The organism is Pseudomonas graminis, assembly GCF_013201545.1.
Taxonomy (GTDB): Bacteria; Pseudomonadota; Gammaproteobacteria; order Pseudomonadales; family Pseudomonadaceae; genus Aquipseudomonas.
This window is the reverse complement of the sequence record NZ_CP053746.1, coordinates 1131667-1150000: the sequence shown is the minus strand read 5'-3', so window position 1 is coordinate 1150000 and position 18334 is coordinate 1131667. Positions and strand designations below refer to the sequence as shown.

The window sequence follows — 18334 nt, the reverse complement described above, 5'->3', positions numbered from 1 at the left end:
GGTACGAAAGTAGGTCTTAGTGATCCGGTGGTTCTGTATGGAAGGGCCATCGCTCAACGGATAAAAGGTACTCCGGGGATAACAGGCTGATACCGCCCAAGAGTTCATATCGACGGCGGTGTTTGGCACCTCGATGTCGGCTCATCACATCCTGGGCTGAAGCCGGTCCCAAGGGTATGGCTGTTCGCCATTTAAAGTGGTACGCGAGCTGGGTTTAGAACGTCGTGAGACAGTTCGGTCCCTATCTGCCGTGGACGTTTGAGATTTGAGAGGGGCTGCTCCTAGTACGAGAGGACCGGAGTGGACGAACCTCTGGTGTTCCGGTTGTCACGCCAGTGGCATTGCCGGGTAGCTATGTTCGGAAAAGATAACCGCTGAAAGCATCTAAGCGGGAAACTTGCCTCAAGATGAGATCTCACTGGAACCTTGAGTTCCCTGAAGGGCCGTCGAAGACTACGACGTTGATAGGTTGGGTGTGTAAGCGCTGTGAGGCGTTGAGCTAACCAATACTAATTGCCCGTGAGGCTTGACCATATAACACCCAAGCAATCTGCAGAGAGACAGCAGATTGCGGTGTGTGAAGACGCATGAAGACGAAAGTTTGCGAACACACAAGCTGCACCTTGATCACATACCCGATTTGCTGAAGCGTTCGAGAGGACGAGTCAGTACCCGAATTTCTTGACGACCATAGAGCGTTGGAACCACCTGATCCCATCCCGAACTCAGCAGTGAAACGATGCATCGCCGATGGTAGTGTGGGGTTTCCCCATGTGAGAGTAGGTCATCGTCAAGATTAAATTCCGAAACCCCATCTGCGAAAGCAGATGGGGTTTTGTTTTTGCGCGTGAAAATCTATCAACCACCTCTCACAATTAATCAGTCCTCTAGCTGCCTTGCCGGCGGCTTGGGCCTTGAAACTTACACTTGCGTGGGTCAGCTGTATGGCTATCATGCGCGTCTTACTGCCAGGCACTCTGACTCATGCATACATTGCTAAAGCTACTTGAAGACGGGGCGTTTCACTCCGGTGAGGATCTGGGGCTTGCGCTGGGTGTCAGCCGGAGTGCCGTCTGGAAGAAGCTACAGCAGGTCCAGGCTGACCTGGGTATAGAGGTTTACAAGGTGCGCGGTCGTGGCTACCGGTTGGCCTCGCCGCTGTCATTGTTGGATGATGAGGCTCTGCGTCGTGAGCATATGGGGTTGGGCTGGGCGTGCAGGATTCACGAAACGATCGACTCAACTAATGCTGAAGCCATGCGAGTGGCCAATTCAGACGCTGAACTTCCTTGCTTGGTTCTCGCAGAGCAGCAGACGGCTGGTCGCGGCAGGCGTGGCCGTCATTGGGTAAGTCCTTTTGCTGAAAATCTCTACTACAGCCTCGCCTTGCGTATGGATGGCGGGACGCGTCGCCTGGATGGCCTGAGTCTTCTAGTAGGACTTGCTGTGGTAGATACGCTTAGAGAGCTCGGTATCGATACTGCGGGGCTGAAATGGCCCAATGACATTCTGGTCGGCGGTAAGAAACTTGCTGGAGTGCTGCTTGAGATAACCGGCGATCCTGCCAATGTATGTCATGTGATAATTGGTATCGGCATCAACGTCAATATGCGTGAATCCAGTAACGTAGACCAGCCTTGGACTTCATTGGCTCTGGAGTTGGGGCTCGTCCAGGACCGGAACAAGGTTGCTTGCGCGCTAAGTCGGAATCTCAGCGCATATCTCGCTGGTCATCAGGAAAAGGGCTTCGCGGCCTACCGGAGAGATTGGGAGGAGAAGCACTTGTGGCAAGGGCTTGTGGTCGCTCTCACTGCGGGAGCGACGATCACTCAGGGTGTTGTCCTGGGGGTTGGTGATGACGGGGCGCTAAGGCTGAAGGTAGGTGGTCGTGAGGAGCACTTCAGCGGGGGGGAGGTGAGTCTGAGGCTTCAGGGGAATTAGGGTAGAAATCGGAGTTAATAGGTAGGCATGCATCCGAATGCATATCGATTATGAGGTGGGTATGCCTTGGGCATTTTTGTTGTTGCTCATGTTGAACGGTCTTTATTTTGTCTGGCATCAGCAGGATGCGCCGCTGCGCCCCAAAGAGGTCGAGCCGGTGCTGACTCATAGAGCATATGGCCAGGATATTCGGCTGCTTAGCGAGTCGGGATTGGATGGTGCTAACGCGCGCATCGCTGCAGACCAAGAGCAATGCCTCTACCTGGGCGGTACCGCCAGGCAGGCTGAAATTATGCTTCTCGAGCAGCGCCTGGTTGCATTGGATATTGACACTCGCCTCGGTAGGCGCCTGGATCATCAAGGCGGCGGGTATTGGCTGAAAATTGCGCCTGCGAGTAGGCGGCTGGTGAGCGATGTGCTAATCGCCGAGCTCCGCCGGGATTTCCCCATGCTAAAAAAAGAAATAATGTCATGTGAAGGCATTGCAACCGCAGATTAGTTTGAATAGAATGGCGCCCGCTTCGCAGTGCAGATCAACTGATAGGTACTGATGTAGCGATGGTCAATGCTTGTAACCTCAAGTTTTTATTGAGAAAAAGATTGACAGAAGGGTGGCATGATATAGAATGCTGCCTCGCTTAGGAGGGGTTCCCGAGCGGCCAAAGGGATCAGACTGTAAATCTGACGTCTACGACTTCGAAGGTTCGAATCCTTCCCCCTCCACCATATTTTGAGCGTAAGCAGCAAAGCTCAGCGGGTATAGTTTAGTGGTAGAACCTCAGCCTTCCAAGCTGATGATGCGGGTTCGATTCCCGCTACCCGCTCCAAGTTTTCTGGTTGTGCAATGTGTTTTGCTCTTGTAGCTCAGTTGGTAGAGCACACCCTTGGTAAGGGTGAGGTCAGCGGTTCAAATCCGCTCAAGAGCTCCATTACTAAGGCAGATATGTGAGTATCTGCCTTTGTTTTAGGCGCTGCGAATGCCAAGGTTTTCAAGGTCTTGGTGAGGTGGCGCCGCAGTGAGTCGACGTGCACAATCGCAGTTGTCGAGTTGCTGTTGAAATCTTCCTGTCAGGTCCGCATAATGTTCGGCCTGATTTTGCTTTTAGGTCAGTAGCTCAATTGGCAGAGCGACGGTCTCCAAAACCGTAGGTTGGGGGTTCGATTCCCTCCTGACCTGCCAGATTCTCCAAAGTATCTGGCTTTCTTTTCACAGGATTTTAGTAGATGAATCCAAAGGCTGAAGCCCAAGACTCCCGTTTTGATCTCGTGAAGTGGCTTGTAGTAGTGCTTCTGGTAGTCGTGGGTGTCGTTGGAAATCAATACTACTCCGCGCAGCCAATCCTGTATCGCGTTCTTGCCCTGCTTGTGATCGCCGCCGTGGCAGCCTATGTGGCTCTGCAGACGGGGAAGGGTAAGGCTTTCTTTGTTTTGGCCAAAGAAGCTCGCGCTGAGATTCGTAAAGTCGTGTGGCCTACGCGTCAAGAGACTACCCAGACCACTTTGATCGTGGTTGCAGTGGTTCTCGTCATGGCGCTGCTGTTGTGGGGTTTAGATTCCCTGCTCGGCTGGCTTGTTTCCTTGATTGTCGGCTAAGGGTGTCCCGTGGCTAAGCGTTGGTACGTAGTGCATGCCTACTCGGGTTACGAGAAGCATGTCATGCGCTCACTGGTTGAGCGTGTAAAGCTTGCAGGCATGGAAGATGGCTTCGGCGAGATTCTGGTCCCTACTGAAGAAGTAGTGGAAATGCGTAACGGCCAGAAACGCAAAAGTGAACGCAAATTCTTCCCTGGCTATGTGCTTGTCCAGATGGACATGAACGAGGGCACTTGGCACTTGGTCAAGGATACTCCTCGTGTCATGGGTTTCATCGGTGGCACGGCAGACAAGCCGGCCCCTATTACCGATAAAGAAGCTGAGGCAATTCTGCGTCGCGTTGCTGATGGCAGCGACAAGCCGAAGCCAAAAACTCTGTTCGAGCCGGGCGAAGTCGTCCGTGTTACAGATGGTCCGTTTGCTGATTTCAACGGTACTGTCGAAGAAGTCAATTACGAAAAGAGCCGAATCCAAGTGGCGGTGCTCATTTTCGGACGCTCCACTCCGGTGGAGCTGGAGTTCAGTCAGGTCGAAAAGGCGTAACTGAACTCAGAATCCCATACCCCGCAGCCCTGGGCTGTGGGGTTTTTTCGTCACCGGGATAAACGCGCAAGTAACCGGGGAGCCTTTCGAGGCGCTAGAACCCGTAATTGGAGTGCCTCATGGCCAAGAAGATTACCGCTTACATCAAGCTTCAAGTGAAAGCCGCTCAGGCTAACCCGAGCCCGCCTGTTGGTCCTGCACTGGGTCAGCACGGCGTGAACATCATGGAATTCTGCAAAGCGTTCAACGCCCGTACTCAGGGTATTGAGCCAGGTTTGCCGACTCCTGTGATCATCACTGTTTACAGTGACCGCAGCTTCACCTTTGAAACCAAAAGCACCCCGGCTTCGGTACTGCTGAAAAAAGCAGCTGGCTTGACCAGCGGCTCGGCTCGTCCGAACACCGTAAAAGTTGGCACAGTAACCCGTGCTCAGCTGGAAGAAATCGCCAAGGCAAAAAATGCCGACTTGACCGCTGCTGATATGGACGCCGCCGTGCGCACCATCGCCGGTTCTGCTCGTAGCATGGGCCTTAACGTGGAGGGTGTGTAATGGCTAAGCTGACTAAGCGCCAAAAAGCTATCGCTTCCAAAGTCGAAGCTGGCAAATCTTATAACTTCAACGAAGCCGCTGCTCTTCTGGCTGAGTTGTCGACAGTGAAGTTCAGCGAGTCTGTAGACGTCGCTGTGAACCTCGGTGTTGATCCTCGTAAATCCGATCAGGTCGTACGTAGCGCCACCGTGCTGCCTCACGGCACTGGCAAGACCGTTCGTGTCGCAGTATTTACTCAGGGTCCAGCTGCTGAAGCTGCTCTGGCTGCCGGCGCTGATCGTGTTGGCATGGACGATCTGGCTGCTGAAATGAAAGGCGGCGACCTGAACTATGACGTCGTGATTGCTTCCCCGGACGCAATGCGTGTTGTTGGTCAGCTGGGTCAGATCCTCGGCCCGCGCGGCCTGATGCCTAACCCTAAAGTCGGTACCGTTACTCCAGACGTAGCCACTGCCGTGAAAAACGCCAAGGCTGGTCAGGTTCGTTATCGCACCGACAAAAACGGCATTATCCATACCTCCGTTGGCAAGGTCGGCTTTGATGCAGACAAGCTGCGTGAGAACGTTGAAGCTCTGATCGCTGATCTGAAGCGTATCAAGCCAGCTTCCTCGAAAGGTATCTACGTTAAGCGCGTAACACTGAGCACCACTATGGGCCCAGGCTTGGTCATCGACCAAGGTTCGTTGGACGCGTAAGACTGGCATGGCGCGGGTAACCGCGTCATTGCGAAAATTGGGGTCCCTGCCTGGCGGGGGCTATCCAAGACCGTAGGCGGCGAAAGCCTTAAACCACAAGCCTACGCAGATGGTGCTCCCGGTTCCTTACCGAATCAGACACCAAAACGACATCCGGCTCAGGTCAGATGAAACGGTAACAAGCAGGAGTTAAACCCGTGGCAATTAAACTCGAAGACAAGAAGGCCATCGTCGCTGAAGTCAACGAGGCTGCCAAAGTCGCTCTGTCTGCTGTTGTGGCTGATGCCCGCGGTGTGACGGTAGGCGCGATGACCGGACTCCGTAAAGAGGCTCGTGAAGCTGGCGTTTACGTACGTGTCGTACGTAACACCCTGCTCAAGCGCGCCGTTGCTGACACTGAATACAGTGTTCTCAACGATGTGTTCACCGGCCCGACCTTGATCGCCTTCTCCAACGAACATCCAGGTGCTGCTGCCCGTTTGTTCAAAGAGTTTGCTAAAGGTCAGGATAAGTTCGAGATCAAGGCAGCTGCGTTCGAGGGCAAGTTCCTCGCACCTAATCAGATCGACGTACTGGCAACATTGCCGACCCGCAACGAAGCGATTTCGCAGCTGATGAGCGTGATTCAAGGCGCTACCAGCAAGCTCGCTCGTACTCTGGCGGCCATCCGCGAACAGAAAGAAGCCGCTGCAGCCTAAGGGCAGGCACTTTCTCTCGCGTATTTTTGTTTATTTCGATGGTCGCGTAGGCCGTCCCCCAATTCAGGAATTAGAGTCATGTCTATCTCTCAAGACGATATCCTCAACGCCGTAGCTGAAATGTCCGTTCTGCAGGTTGTAGAGCTGATCAAAGCATTCGAAGAAAAATTCGGTGTTAGCGCTGCTGCTGCATCCGCTGGCCCAGCTGCTGCTGCTGCCGTTGTTGAAGAGCAAACCGAATTCAACGTCATGCTGCTGGAAGCTGGCGAGAAGAAAGTTAACGTCATTAAAGCAGTTCGTGAACTGACCGGTCTGGGCCTGAAAGAAGCCAAGGCAGTCGTTGACGGCGCTCCAGCAATGGTCCTGGAAGCAGTAGCTAAAGACGCTGCTGACAAAGCCAAGGCTACCCTGGAAGAAGCAGGCGCTAAAGTCGAGCTGAAGTAAGCATCGACTTTGCGTTTCCAGCCCAAGCGTTAAGCGAAAGGCTGATGGCTGGTGGCTTCTGCCACCGGCCTTTTTCCGTTGTTGGCAGCTGATTCGGTTAGCGCTGATTACGTGATCTACCCACCTTGAACGGTGGCGCGAACCATGGGGTTCGCAAGATTTTTCTGGCTGCTCCCGTCGGGAGGAGCCAAACAAGCAGGTGACCAAGCTGGGGAACGCTGATGGCTTACTCATATACTGAGAAAAAACGTATCCGCAAGGACTTTAGCAAGTTGCCGGACGTCATGGATGTGCCTTACCTCCTGGCCATCCAGCTGGATTCGTATCGTGAATTCTTGCAAGCGGGAGCGACTAAAGATCAGTTCCGCGACGTGGGCCTGCATGCGGCCTTCAAATCTGTTTTCCCGATCATCAGCTACTCCGGCAATGCTGCTTTGGAGTATGTGGGTTATCGTCTGGGCGAACCGGCTTTTGATGTCAAGGAATGCGTGCTCCGCGGTGTGACGTACGCCGTACCTCTACGGGTAAAAGTACGCCTGATCATTTTCGACAAAGAATCGTCGAATAAAGCGATCAAGGACATCAAAGAGCAAGAAGTCTACATGGGTGAAATCCCCCTGATGACTGAGAACGGTACCTTCGTTATCAACGGTACCGAACGAGTGATCGTTTCCCAGCTGCACCGTTCTCCGGGCGTGTTCTTTGACCACGACCGCGGCAAGACGCACAGTTCTGGCAAACTGTTGTACTCGGCTCGCATCATTCCTTACCGTGGTTCGTGGCTGGACTTCGAATTCGATCCGAAGGATTGTGTCTTCGTACGTATCGACCGTCGCCGCAAACTCCCTGCATCGGTTTTGCTCCGTGCATTGGGTTACACCACTGAAGAAGTGTTGGATGCTTTCTACACCACCAACGTATTCCACGTTCAGGGCGAGAACCTAAATCTGGAGTTGGTGCCTCAGCGCCTGCGTGGCGAAATTGCCGTTCTGGATATTCTGGACGACAAGGGCAAGGTGATTGTTGAGCAAGGCCGTCGTATTACTGCCCGTCATATCAACCAGCTCGAAAAAGCGAACATCAAGACCCTTGAGGTTCCGCTCGACTACGTTATTGGCCGCACCAGCGCCAAGGCGATCGTGCACCCAGCGACGGGTGAGATCATTGCCGAGTGCAATACCGAGCTGAATACCGAGATCCTGGCAAAAATTGCCAAGGCTCAGGTTGTTCGCATCGAGACGCTGTACACGAACGACATCGACTGCGGTCCTTTTATCTCCGACACCCTGAAGATCGACTCGACCGGCAACCAGCTTGAAGCCCTGGTCGAAATCTATCGGATGATGCGTCCTGGCGAGCCACCTACCAAGGATGCCGCCGAGACCTTGTTCAACAACCTATTCTTCAGTCCTGAGCGCTACGATCTGTCGGCTGTAGGTCGGATGAAGTTCAACCGTCGTATCGGTCGTACCGAGATCGAAGGTTCGGGCGTCCTGCACAAAGACGACATCGTTGCAGTGCTGAAGACCCTGGTCGACATCCGTAATGGTAAAGGCATCGTCGATGACATCGATCACCTCGGTAACCGTCGCGTTCGTTGCGTAGGCGAGATGGCCGAGAACCAGTTCCGTGTAGGTCTGGTGCGTGTTGAGCGTGCGGTTAAAGAGCGTCTGTCGATGGCAGAAAGCGAAGGCCTGATGCCTCAGGACCTGATCAACGCCAAGCCTGTTGCGGCGGCGGTGAAAGAGTTCTTCGGTTCCAGCCAGCTTTCCCAGTTCATGGACCAGAACAACCCGCTGTCCGAGATCACTCACAAGCGTCGTGTCTCTGCACTCGGCCCTGGTGGGCTGACGCGTGAGCGTGCCGGCTTTGAAGTTCGTGACGTACACCCGACTCACTACGGTCGTGTATGCCCGATTGAAACGCCGGAAGGTCCGAACATTGGTCTGATCAACTCCTTGGCGGCATACGCGCGCACCAACCAGTACGGCTTCCTCGAGAGCCCGTACCGTGTGGTTAAGGACGCTCTGGTAACTGACGAAATCGTTTTCCTCTCAGCCATTGAGGAAGCGGATCACGTCATTGCCCAGGCATCTGCGGCAATGAACGACAAGAAGATCCTGATCGACGAGCTGGTTGCTGTTCGTCACCTGAACGAGTTCACCGTCAAGGCGCCGGAAGACGTCACCCTGATGGATGTTTCGCCGAAGCAGGTTGTTTCCGTTGCAGCATCGCTGATCCCGTTCCTTGAGCACGACGACGCCAACCGTGCGTTGATGGGTTCGAACATGCAGCGTCAGGCTGTTCCAACACTGCGCGCTGACAAGCCGCTGGTTGGTACTGGCATGGAGCGTAACGTTGCGCGTGACTCCGGCGTTTGCGTCGTGGCCCGTCGTGGCGGCGTGATTGACTCGGTTGACGCTAGCCGTATCGTGGTTCGTGTTGCAGATGACGAAGTTGAGACAGGCGAAGCCGGTGTCGACATCTACAACCTGACCAAATACACACGTTCGAACCAGAACACCTGCATCAACCAGCGTCCGCTGGTGAGCAAGGGTGATCGGGTTCAGCGCAGCGACATCATGGCCGACGGCCCGTCCACCGATATGGGTGAACTGGCGTTGGGTCAGAACATGCGCATCGCGTTCATGGCGTGGAACGGCTTCAACTTCGAAGACTCCATTTGCCTGTCCGAGCGTGTTGTTCAGGAAGACCGTTTCACCACGATCCACATTCAGGAACTGACCTGTGTGGCGCGTGATACCAAGCTTGGGCCTGAAGAGATCACTGCTGACATCCCTAACGTGGGTGAAGCAGCACTTAACAAGCTGGACGAAGCCGGTATCGTTTATGTGGGTGCGGAAGTCGGCGCTGGTGACATTCTGGTAGGTAAGGTCACTCCGAAAGGCGAGACCCAGCTGACGCCGGAAGAGAAGCTGCTGCGCGCAATCTTCGGTGAGAAAGCCAGCGACGTTAAAGACACCTCCTTGCGCGTACCTACTGGTACCAAAGGCACCGTCATTGATGTCCAGGTCTTCACTCGTGATGGCGTTGAGCGTGATGCTCGTGCGCTGTCCATCGAGAAGAGCCAGCTCGACGAGATCCGCAAGGATCTGAACGAAGAGTTCCGCATTGTTGAAGGCGCAACTTTCGAGCGTTTGCGTTCCGCTTTAGTGGGTCGTACTGCTGAAGGTGGTGCCGGCCTGAAGAAAGGCCAGGAAATCACCAATGAAGTTCTGGATGGTCTGGAGCATGGTCAGTGGTTCAAGCTGCGCATGGTCGAAGATGCGCTGAACGAGCAGCTCGAGAAAGCTCAGGCGTACATCGTTGATCGCCGCCGTCTGCTGGACGACAAGTTCGAAGACAAGAAGCGCAAGCTGCAGCAGGGCGATGACCTTGCCCCAGGGGTGCTGAAGATCGTCAAGGTCTACCTTGCGATCCGCCGCCGCATCCAGCCGGGCGACAAGATGGCCGGTCGTCACGGTAACAAAGGTGTGGTCTCCGTGATCATGCCGGTTGAAGACATGCCGCACGATGCCAACGGTACGCCGGTAGATATCGTCCTCAACCCGTTGGGTGTACCTTCGCGTATGAACGTCGGTCAGATCCTCGAAACTCACCTGGGCCTGGCGGCTAAAGGGTTGGGCGAGAAGATCAACCGCATGCTCGAAGAGCAGCGTAAAGTTGTTGAGCTGCGCAAGTTCTTGAACGAGATCTACAACGAGATTGGCGGCCGTCAGGAAAATCTTGATGACCTGTCTGATCAGGAAATTCTGGATCTGGCGAAGAACCTGCGTGGCGGCGTTCCGATGGCTACCCCGGTATTCGACGGGGCCAAGGAATCCGAAATCAAGGCAATGCTCCGCCTGGCGGACATGCCGGACAGTGGCCAGATGCAGCTGTTCGACGGCCGTACCGGTAACAAGTTTGAGCGTCCGGTCACCGTTGGCTACATGTACATGCTGAAGCTGAACCACTTGGTGGACGACAAGATGCACGCGCGTTCCACTGGTTCGTACAGCCTGGTTACCCAGCAGCCGCTGGGTGGTAAGGCTCAGTTCGGTGGTCAGCGTTTCGGGGAGATGGAAGTCTGGGCGCTGGAAGCATATGGCGCGGCGTACACTCTGCAAGAAATGCTCACAGTGAAGTCGGACGACGTGAACGGCCGGACCAAGATGTACAAGAACATCGTGGACGGCGATCACCGTATGGAGCCGGGCATGCCCGAGTCCTTCAACGTGTTGATCAAAGAAATCCGTTCGCTCGGTATCGATATCGATCTGGAAACCGAATAACACGTGACGCGAATCGAGGGTGGGTCGGTATGACTGCCCTCTGCTCCGCCAGGAGGAAAGGCCTTGAAAGACCTACTGAATTTGCTGAAAAACCAGGGTCAAGTCGAAGAGTTCGACGCCATCCGTATCGGATTGGCATCGCCTGAGATGATCCGTTCGTGGTCGTTCGGTGAAGTTAAAAAACCGGAAACCATCAACTACCGTACGTTCAAACCAGAGCGTGACGGCCTGTTCTGCGCCAAAATCTTTGGCCCGGTCAAGGATTACGAGTGCCTGTGCGGTAAGTACAAGCGCTTGAAGCATCGTGGCGTCATCTGCGAGAAGTGTGGCGTTGAAGTCGCACTGGCCAAAGTCCGTCGTGAGCGCATGGCTCACATCGAACTGGCATCGCCGGTCGCTCACATCTGGTTCCTGAAGTCGCTGCCGTCCCGTATCGGCTTGCTGATGGACATGACCCTGCGTGATATCGAACGCGTTCTCTACTTCGAGAGCTATGTCGTTATCGATCCGGGCATGACCACGCTCGAAAAAGGGCAACTGCTGAACGACGAGCAGTACTTCGAAGCCCTCGAAGAGTTCGGTGATGACTTCGACGCCCGTATGGGTGCCGAGGCTGTCCGTGAGCTGCTGCACGCTATTGATCTGGAACACGAGATTGGCCGTCTGCGCGAAGAGATTCCGCAAACCAACTCCGAAACCAAAATCAAGAAGCTGTCCAAGCGCCTGAAGCTGATGGAAGCCTTCCAGGGTTCCGGCAACCTTCCAGAGTGGATGGTGTTGACCGTTCTGCCGGTTCTGCCGCCAGACCTGCGTCCACTGGTTCCACTGGACGGTGGTCGTTTTGCGACCTCTGACCTCAACGATCTCTATCGTCGGGTGATCAACCGTAACAACCGTTTGAAGCGCCTCCTTGATCTGTCTGCTCCTGACATCATCGTGCGTAACGAAAAGCGCATGCTGCAGGAAGCTGTCGATGCGCTGCTCGATAACGGTCGTCGCGGTCGTGCCATCACTGGTTCGAACAAGCGTCCTCTGAAGTCCCTGGCTGACATGATTAAGGGTAAGCAGGGCCGTTTCCGTCAGAACTTGCTCGGTAAGCGTGTTGACTACTCTGGCCGTTCGGTAATTACCGTAGGTCCGACCCTGCGTCTGCACCAGTGCGGTCTGCCGAAGAAGATGGCACTGGAGCTGTTCAAGCCGTTCATTTTCGGCAAGCTCGAAATGCGTGGTCTCGCAACCACCATCAAAGCTGCCAAGAAAATGGTTGAGCGCGAGCTGCCAGAAGTCTGGGACGTTCTCGCCGAAGTGATTCGCGAACACCCAGTGCTTCTGAACCGTGCGCCGACGCTTCACCGTCTGGGCATTCAGGCGTTTGAGCCGGTTCTCATCGAAGGTAAAGCGATCCAGCTGCACCCGCTGGTCTGTGCGGCATACAACGCCGACTTCGACGGTGACCAGATGGCCGTTCACGTGCCGCTGACGCTGGAAGCTCAGCTCGAAGCCCGTGCGCTGATGATGTCGACAAACAACATTCTGTCCCCGGCTAACGGTGAACCAATCATCGTTCCTTCGCAGGACGTTGTATTGGGTCTGTACTACATGACCCGTGAAGCGATCAACGCCAAAGGCGAAGGTCGTGTGTTTGCGGATCTGCAGGAAGTTGACCGTGTGTTCCGTGCTGGCGAAGCCGCACTGCATGCGAAAGTAAAAGTGCGCATCAACGAAACTGTCAATGATCGTGACGGTGGCAGCGTCAAGAACACTCGTATCGTCGACACAACCGTTGGCCGTGCGTTGCTGTTTCAGGTGGTTCCGGCCGGCCTGTCATACGACGTCGTCAACCAGCCGATGAAGAAGAAGGCGATCTCCAAGCTGATCAACCAGTGCTATCGCGTGGTTGGCCTGAAAGAGACCGTTATCTTCGCTGACCAGTTGATGTACACCGGTTTTGCTTACTCGACGATCTCGGGTGTTTCCATCGGCGTTAACGACTTCGTTATCCCTGATGAAAAAGCTCGCATCATCGACGCAGCGACCGATGAAGTGAAAGAGATCGAAAGTCAGTACGCCTCAGGCCTGGTTACCCAGGGCGAGAAGTACAACAAGGTGATCGACCTCTGGTCCAAGGCCAACGACGAAGTCTCGAAAGCGATGATGTCGAACCTCTCGAAAGAGAAGGTTGTCGACCGTCACGGTGAGACCGTTGATCAGGAATCCTTCAACTCGATGTACATGATGGCCGACTCTGGTGCGCGGGGTTCCGCTGCACAGATTCGTCAGCTGGCAGGTATGCGTGGTCTGATGGCCAAGCCGGATGGCTCGATCATCGAGACGCCGATCACTGCGAACTTCCGTGAAGGTCTGAGCGTACTTCAGTACTTCATCTCGACTCACGGTGCTCGTAAGGGTCTTGCGGATACCGCGTTGAAAACCGCGAACTCCGGTTACCTGACTCGTCGTCTGGTAGACGTTGCACAAGATCTGGTCGTTACCGAGGTTGACTGCGGTACCGAGCACGGTCTGGTCATGACACCGCACATTGAAGGTGGTGATGTTGTCGAGCCGTTGGGCGAGCGCGTATTGGGTCGAGTGATCGCCCGTGACGTATTCAAGCCTGGCACTGAAGACGTCATCGTTCCAGGCGGCACGCTGGTTGACGAGAAGTGGGTTGAATTCATCGAGCTGAACAGCATCGACGAAGTGATCGTACGCTCTCCGATCAGCTGTGAAACGCGTTTCGGTATCTGCGCCAAGTGCTACGGCCGTGATCTGGCTCGCGGTCACCAGGTGAACATCGGTGAAGCTGTCGGCGTTATCGCTGCGCAGTCGATCGGTGAGCCGGGTACCCAGCTGACGATGCGTACATTCCACATCGGTGGTGCGGCAAGCCGTACTTCTGCTGCGGACAGTGTTCAGGTTAAGAACGGCGGTATCGTTCGTCTGCACAACCTGAAGCACGTTGAGCGCCTTGATGGCCACCTGGTCGCGGTTTCGCGTTCCGGTGAGCTGGCAATTGCCGACGAATTCGGGCGTGAGCGCGAGCGTTACAAGCTGCCGTATGGTGCTGTGATTCTGGTGAAGGAAGGTGACAAGGTCGACGCAGGGTCCATCGTGGCCAAGTGGGATCCGCACACTCACCCAATCGTCACCGAGATGAAAGGTACCGTGACCTACGTGGGCATGGAGGAAGGTATTACGATCAAGCGCCAGACCGATGAATTGACCGGTCTGACCAACATCGAAGTACTGGATGCCAAGGATCGTCCTGCAGCAGGCAAGGATATTCGTCCTGCGGTCAAGATGGTTGGTGTGGATGGCAAGGATCTGTTGCTGCCAGGTACTGACGTACCTGCTCAATACTTCCTGCCCGCTAACGCCCTCGTCGGTGTTGCGGATGGTGTGCAAGTGGGTGTCGGTGACGTTATCGCCCGTATCCCGCAAGAGACGTCCAAGACCCGTGACATCACCGGTGGTCTGCCGCGTGTTGCCGACTTGTTCGAAGCGCGTCGCCCTAAGGAAGCATCGATCCTGGCTGAGGTCAGCGGTACGATCGCGTTCGGTAAAGAGACCAAAGGCAAGCGCCGTCTGGTTATCACGCCAAACGATGGTACCGATCCGTACGAAGAGCTGATTCCAAAGTGGCGTCACCTCAACGTCTTCGAAGGTGAGCAGGTAAGCCGTGGTGAGGTTATCTCCGACGGTCCTAGCGATCCGCACGATATCCTGCGTCTGCTGGGTGTCAGCGCTCTGGCGAAATACATCGTCAACGAGATTCAAGACGTTTACCGTCTGCAAGGCGTGAAGATCAACGACAAGCACATCGAGACGATCCTTCGTCAGATGCTGCGTAAAGTCGAGATTGCTGAGTCGGGCGACTCGAGCTTCATCAAGGGTGATCAGATGGAGTTGACGCACGTACTGGTTGAAAACGAGCGCCTGGCGGCCGACGAGAAATTTGTTTCGAAATTTACTCGTGTGTTGCTTGGTATCACCAAGGCCTCGCTGTCCACCGAATCGTTCATCTCGGCAGCCTCCTTCCAGGAGACCACTCGCGTACTGACCGAGGCGGCGGTTACCGGCAAGCGCGATTATCTGCGCGGCCTGAAAGAAAACGTGGTCGTGGGTCGTCTGATCCCAGCAGGTACCGGTCTGGCATATCACAGCGAGCGCAAGCGTCGTCGTGAAGCCGACAAGCCAATGCGTGTAAGTGCGAGCGAAGTTGAAGCCGCGCTGACCGAAGCGTTGAACTCAAGCAGTAATTGAGAGTAAGGCCCCGGTTTTCATTGTCATTGGTCACACCCGGTTTTGATGGGTTGGCGGTGACTGTGGACATCGGGGCTTTGCCTTGACTGGGGGCAGGATCCTCTTTAGACTCTTGTACCCCTAAATCTGGCGGGACGTATGTCCTGCCATTTTGCTTTTCTTGTAAGACAATAGCGTCGCAAGACAACAGTGGAGCTAGTAGATGGCAACTATCAACCAGCTGGTACGTCAGCCGCGTAAGCGTATCGTCGAGAAATCCGACGTGCCTGCGCTGCAGAACTGCCCGCAGCGTCGTGGCGTGTGCACTCGCGTGTACACAACTACGCCGAAAAAACCTAACTCGGCATTGCGTAAAGTCTGCCGTGTGCGTCTGACCAACGGTTTCGAGGTTTCCTCGTACATCGGCGGTGAAGGCCACAACCTGCAAGAGCACAGCGTCGTACTGATTCGCGGCGGCCGTGTAAAAGACTTGCCAGGTGTTCGTTACCACACCGTTCGCGGTTCGCTGGATACCTCCGGTGTCAAAGGTCGTAACCAGGGTCGTTCGAAGTACGGTACCAAGAAGCCTAAGTAGTAGCGGCTTTTTGTAAAAACTGAATCATCTTATTTTCTGAGTCGATAAGAGTAAGGTCGGAGGCGCCAGTAGGTGTTGATTCCGAGCGAACCTGAAGACCGTTTGAGGGCTTATCCATGCCAAGAAGACGCGTAGCAGCCAAGCGCGAAGTGCTTGACGATCCAAAATACGGCAGCCAGATTCTGGCCAAGTTCATGAACCACGTTATGGAAAGCGGCAAGAAAGCCGTTGCCGAGCGTATCGTTTATGGCGCGCTGGAAAAGGTTAAAGAACGCAAGAACTCCGATCCCCTGGAAATCTTCGAGAAAGCTCTCGACGCCATCGCTCCGCTGGTCGAAGTGAAGTCGCGCCGTGTAGGCGGTGCTACTTACCAGGTTCCGGTCGAAGTTCGCCCGTCCCGTCGTAATGCTCTGGCAATGCGTTGGCTGGTAGACTTCGCGCGCAAGCGCGGTGAGAAGTCTATGGCTCTGCGTTTGGCTGGCGAACTGTTGGACGCCGCCGAAGGTAAAGGTGCTGCGGTCAAGAAGCGTGAAGACGTGCACCGTATGGCTGAAGCCAACAAAGCTTTCTCGCACTACCGCTTCTAATTTCAGCGTCACTAATTTTGCGAGGGCTTTATGGCTCGTACTACACCGATCAACCGTTACCGTAACATTGGTATCGTTGCTCATGTGGATGCTGGTAAAACCACCACCACCGAGCGCGTCCTTTTTTACACCGGTAAAAGCCACAAGATGGGCGAGGTGCATGATGGCGCCGCGACCACCGACTGGATGGTTCAGGAGCAGGAGCGTGGTATTACCATTACTTCTGCTGCTATTACTGCCTTTTGGCAGGGTTCCGAGAAGCAGCACAAAGACCAGTATCGCTTCAACGTGATTGACACTCCGGGCCACGTAGACTTCACCATTGAAGTTGAACGTTCCCTGCGTGTACTCGACGGTGCGGTCGTGGTTTTCTGTGGTACCTCGGGCGTAGAACCTCAGTCCGAAACCGTATGGCGTCAGGCCAACAAGTACGGTGTTCCACGTATCGTTTACGTGAACAAAATGGACCGTGCTGGCGCAAACTTTCTGCGCGTAATCGCTCAGATCAAGCAGCGTCTGGGTCACACCCCGGTGCCGATTCAGTTGGCTATCGGTGCTGAAGACAACTTCCAGGGTCAGATCGATCTGATGTCCATGGAAGCGGTCTACTGGAACGATGCTGACAAGGGCATGGTCCCAGTTCGCAAGCCTATCCCTGCTGAATTGCAGGAACTGGCTAACGAATGGCGCAGCAACATGGTCGAGGCTGCTGCCGAAGCCAACGAAGAACTGATGAACAAGTACCTTGAGGGTGAAGAGCTCACCAACGAGGAAATCAAGGCTGCTCTGCGTCAGCGCACTATTGCTGGTGAGATCGTCCTTGCTGTATGCGGTTCTTCCTTCAAGAACAAGGGTGTTCCCCTGGTTCTCGACGCTGTGATCGACTACCTGCCGGCTCCAGTCGACATTCCTGCTATCAAGGGTTCCAATCCTGATAACGAGGAAGAAGAAATGGAGCGTCATGCGGACGACAACGAGCCGTTCTCGGCTCTGGCGTTCAAGATCGCTACTGACCCATTCGTGGGTACCTTGACGTTCGTCCGTGTTTACTCGGGCGTGTTGGCATCCGGCGACGGCGTGATCAACTCGGTCAAGGGCAAGAAAGAGCGCGTGGGTCGTATGGTGCAAATGCACGCAAACGCTCGCGAAGAGATCAAGGAAGTGCGCGCTGGCGACATCGCGGCCCTGATCGGCATGAAGGACGTCACCACCGGTGAGACCTTGTGCAACGCTGACAAGCCAATCATCCTGGTTCGTATGGACTTCCCGGAGCCGGTTATCTCGGTTGCCGTTGAGCCTAAAACCAAGGATGACCAGGAAAAAATGGGTATCGCACTGGGCAAGCTTGCTCAGGAAGACCCTTCTTTCCGCGTCAAAACTGATGAAGAGACTGGTCAAACGATCATCTCTGGCATGGGCGAGCTGCACCTGGACATCCTGGTTGACCGGATGCGCCGTGAGTTCAACGTCGAAGCCAACATCGGTAAGCCTCAGGTTTCGTATCGTGAGCGCATCACGAAGAACTGTGAAATCGAAGGCAAGTTCGTTCGCCAGTCCGGCGGTCGTGGTCAGTTCGGCCACTGCTGGATCCGTTTTGCACCTGCTGACGAAGGTCAGGAAGGTCTGCAATTCGTGAACGAAGTAGTGGGTGGTGTGGTTCCTAAGGAATACATCCCGGCTATCCAAAAGGGCATTGAAGAGCAGATGAAGAACGGCGTTGTTGCCGGCTATCCGCTGATCGGCCTGAAGGCTACCGTGTTTGATGGTTCTTACCACGACGTCGACTCGAACGAGATGGCGTTTAAGGTGGCTGCATCCATGGCGACCAAGCAACTGGCCCAAAAGGGCGGCGGTGAGTTGCTTGAGCCGATCATGGCTGTAGAGGTTGTTACGCCTGAAGACTATATGGGTGATGTCATGGGCGACCTTAACCGTCGTCGCGGCATGATTCTGGGTATGGAAGATACGGTCTCCGGTAAAGTAATTCGTGCCGAGGTTCCGTTGGGTGAGATGTTCGGTTATGCGACCGACGTTCGCTCCATGTCCCAGGGTCGCGCAAGCTACTCTATGGAATTCAAAAAATACAATACAGCTCCGTCGCACATCGTCGAAACTGTAACCAAAAAACAAGGCTGATTCAGCGCCTTTAG

Annotated in this window: 13 protein-coding genes, 4 tRNA genes and 2 rRNA genes (1 of these 19 cut by a window edge); all 19 read left to right on the top strand. The window is 54.8% G+C overall.

The genetic code is table 11. The annotated features are described in order from the left end of the window. Positions 1-534 (top strand): 23S ribosomal RNA (locus tag FX982_RS05280) (it extends 2356 nt beyond the left edge of the window). A gap of 146 nt (positions 535-680) precedes the next feature. Further along, positions 681-796, top strand: a 5S ribosomal RNA gene (gene rrf, locus FX982_RS05275). Positions 797-984: 188 nt separating this feature from the next. Then, positions 985-1941, top strand: a complete 957-nt coding sequence (gene birA / locus FX982_RS05270) for a bifunctional biotin--[acetyl-CoA-carboxylase] ligase/biotin operon repressor BirA (protein ID WP_172609877.1) — start codon at positions 985-987, stop codon at positions 1939-1941. Positions 1942-2002: 61 nt separating this feature from the next. Beyond that, on the top strand, positions 2003-2440 hold the full coding sequence (locus FX982_RS05265; protein WP_172612988.1) for a hypothetical protein: 438 nt from the start codon (positions 2003-2005) through the stop codon (positions 2438-2440). A 142-nt stretch (positions 2441-2582) separates the two neighbouring features. Beyond that, a tRNA-Tyr gene (locus FX982_RS05260) sits at positions 2583-2667 on the top strand. Positions 2668-2694: 27 nt separating this feature from the next. Then, positions 2695-2768, top strand: a tRNA-Gly gene (locus FX982_RS05255). A 26-nt stretch (positions 2769-2794) separates the two neighbouring features. Further along, a tRNA-Thr gene (locus tag FX982_RS05250) sits at positions 2795-2870 on the top strand. A gap of 175 nt (positions 2871-3045) precedes the next feature. Beyond that, a tRNA-Trp gene (locus tag FX982_RS05245) sits at positions 3046-3121 on the top strand. A 44-nt stretch (positions 3122-3165) separates the two neighbouring features. Further along, complete coding sequence (gene secE / locus FX982_RS05240) at positions 3166-3534, top strand: preprotein translocase subunit SecE (RefSeq protein ID WP_037017694.1); 369 nt, start codon at positions 3166-3168, stop codon at positions 3532-3534. Between the two features lie 9 nt (positions 3535-3543). Continuing rightward, positions 3544-4077, top strand: a complete 534-nt coding sequence (gene nusG, locus FX982_RS05235) for a transcription termination/antitermination protein NusG (RefSeq protein ID WP_003317113.1) — start codon at positions 3544-3546, stop codon at positions 4075-4077. 119 nt (positions 4078-4196) lie between these two features. Further along, positions 4197-4628, top strand: coding sequence for a 50S ribosomal protein L11 (gene rplK, locus FX982_RS05230; protein WP_037017696.1), 432 nt, complete (start codon positions 4197-4199; stop codon positions 4626-4628). Beyond that, on the top strand, positions 4628-5323 hold the full coding sequence (rplA, locus tag FX982_RS05225; RefSeq protein ID WP_122536823.1) for a 50S ribosomal protein L1: 696 nt from the start codon (positions 4628-4630) through the stop codon (positions 5321-5323). Before rplK ends, rplA begins: the two co-directional genes overlap by 1 nt. A 197-nt stretch (positions 5324-5520) precedes the next feature. Continuing rightward, the gene (gene rplJ / locus FX982_RS05220) at positions 5521-6021 is read left to right on the top strand and encodes a 50S ribosomal protein L10 (protein ID WP_172609876.1); all 501 of its coding nucleotides are present in this window, start codon (positions 5521-5523) and stop codon (positions 6019-6021) included. A gap of 78 nt (positions 6022-6099) precedes the next feature. Continuing rightward, positions 6100-6465, top strand: coding sequence for a 50S ribosomal protein L7/L12 (gene rplL / locus FX982_RS05215; protein WP_019409897.1), 366 nt, complete (start codon positions 6100-6102; stop codon positions 6463-6465). A gap of 221 nt (positions 6466-6686) precedes the next feature. Then, positions 6687-10760: a DNA-directed RNA polymerase subunit beta gene (gene rpoB, locus FX982_RS05210; protein ID WP_074891745.1), complete on the top strand. Its 4074-nt coding sequence runs from the start codon at positions 6687-6689 to the stop codon at positions 10758-10760. 63 nt (positions 10761-10823) lie between these two features. Further along, entirely contained in the window at positions 10824-15023 is a 4200-nt protein-coding gene (rpoC, locus tag FX982_RS05205) for a DNA-directed RNA polymerase subunit beta' (RefSeq protein WP_108121483.1), read from the top strand. A 202-nt stretch (positions 15024-15225) separates the two neighbouring features. Then, positions 15226-15597, top strand: coding sequence for a 30S ribosomal protein S12 (rpsL, locus tag FX982_RS05200; protein WP_002555494.1), 372 nt, complete (start codon positions 15226-15228; stop codon positions 15595-15597). 116 nt (positions 15598-15713) lie between these two features. After that, a complete protein-coding gene (gene rpsG / locus FX982_RS05195; RefSeq protein WP_002555493.1) occupies positions 15714-16184 on the top strand; it encodes a 30S ribosomal protein S7 in 471 nt (156 codons plus the stop codon). A gap of 30 nt (positions 16185-16214) precedes the next feature. Continuing rightward, positions 16215-18320 (top strand): elongation factor G, encoded by a 2106-nt coding sequence (fusA, locus tag FX982_RS05190; RefSeq protein ID WP_122536824.1) that lies wholly within the window; start codon positions 16215-16217, stop codon positions 18318-18320. Positions 18321-18334 lie beyond the last annotated feature (14 nt).

Coding starts and splice junctions, on each gene's coding strand:
- rplK (WP_037017696.1), top strand. CDS start 4,197: ATGGCCAAGAAGATTACCGCTTACATCAAGCTTCAAGTGAAAGCCGCT.
- rplL (WP_019409897.1), top strand. CDS start 6,100: ATGTCTATCTCTCAAGACGATATCCTCAACGCCGTAGCTGAAATGTCC.
- rpoB (WP_074891745.1), top strand. CDS start 6,687: ATGGCTTACTCATATACTGAGAAAAAACGTATCCGCAAGGACTTTAGC.
- rplA (WP_122536823.1), top strand. CDS start 4,628: ATGGCTAAGCTGACTAAGCGCCAAAAAGCTATCGCTTCCAAAGTCGAA.
- fusA (WP_122536824.1), top strand. CDS start 16,215: ATGGCTCGTACTACACCGATCAACCGTTACCGTAACATTGGTATCGTT.
- rpsL (WP_002555494.1), top strand. CDS start 15,226: ATGGCAACTATCAACCAGCTGGTACGTCAGCCGCGTAAGCGTATCGTC.
- birA (WP_172609877.1), top strand. CDS start 985: ATGCATACATTGCTAAAGCTACTTGAAGACGGGGCGTTTCACTCCGGT.
- FX982_RS05265 (WP_172612988.1), top strand. CDS start 2,003: ATGCCTTGGGCATTTTTGTTGTTGCTCATGTTGAACGGTCTTTATTTT.
- rpsG (WP_002555493.1), top strand. CDS start 15,714: ATGCCAAGAAGACGCGTAGCAGCCAAGCGCGAAGTGCTTGACGATCCA.
- secE (WP_037017694.1), top strand. CDS start 3,166: ATGAATCCAAAGGCTGAAGCCCAAGACTCCCGTTTTGATCTCGTGAAG.